The following is a 728-nucleotide window of genomic DNA, read 5'->3' on the forward strand; positions in this document are numbered from 1 at the left end:
AACGAACATAAGAATAAAGTAATTCGTCATATTCCGCATTATTCTGGCGATTTACAGATTGGATTTCCTGAAAATCTCCCATTAAAGCCGAACTGTTAATCGAAAAATTTAGCAATCGTTTGTAAAAATCACGAAGACCTTTTTCGGAATCCGATAATTTTCCTCCATCAAATTTTCCGTCATTCATCCAGCGTTGGTGATTGGGAACCCCAATATAATCAAAAATTGAAGTTCTGGAATGCGTTCCAAAACCTGCATTTTCGTTTCCTGCCTCACCTACTTCCTGTCCAAAATAAACCATTGTTGGCGACGTACTAATTGTTGTTGAAACCACCATTAAAGGCTTTCCTCTTTCCGGTGTTCCAGCAAATTCAGGACTTGCTAAACGCTGTTCATCGTGATTATCTAAAAAGTGAAGCATATTGTGTTCAATATCAAACATTCCTCTCTGAATATCAGACAATCCATCAGGATTTGATTTTCCACGAATAATCTCTTTCAATTTATCATACGTTTCGACCTTATCATACAAATAGTCCATTTTTCCTAAACGAATATAATTTCGATATTCATTCGGGTTATATACTTCTGCCAATAAAAAAGCATTTGGATTTTTCATTTTTATAGCCGAGTTCATGTAGCTCCAAAACTCATACGGAACCATTTCGGCCATATCATAACGAAAACCATCAACACCTTTTGCGGTCCAGTACAAAGCAATAGATTTA

Annotated in this window: 1 protein-coding gene; it reads right to left on the reverse strand. The window is 36.0% G+C overall.

What is annotated here, in order from left to right; translation table 11 throughout:
* The coding region (locus BW716_RS35085) for an alpha-amylase family glycosyl hydrolase (RefSeq protein WP_235644032.1) at positions 1-715 on the reverse strand (715 nt) is incomplete at its 3' end.
* Positions 716-728: the final 13 nt, after the last annotated feature.

This window comes from [Flexibacter] sp. ATCC 35208, assembly GCF_001975825.1.
GTDB lineage: Bacteria > Bacteroidota > Bacteroidia > Chitinophagales > Chitinophagaceae > Chitinophaga.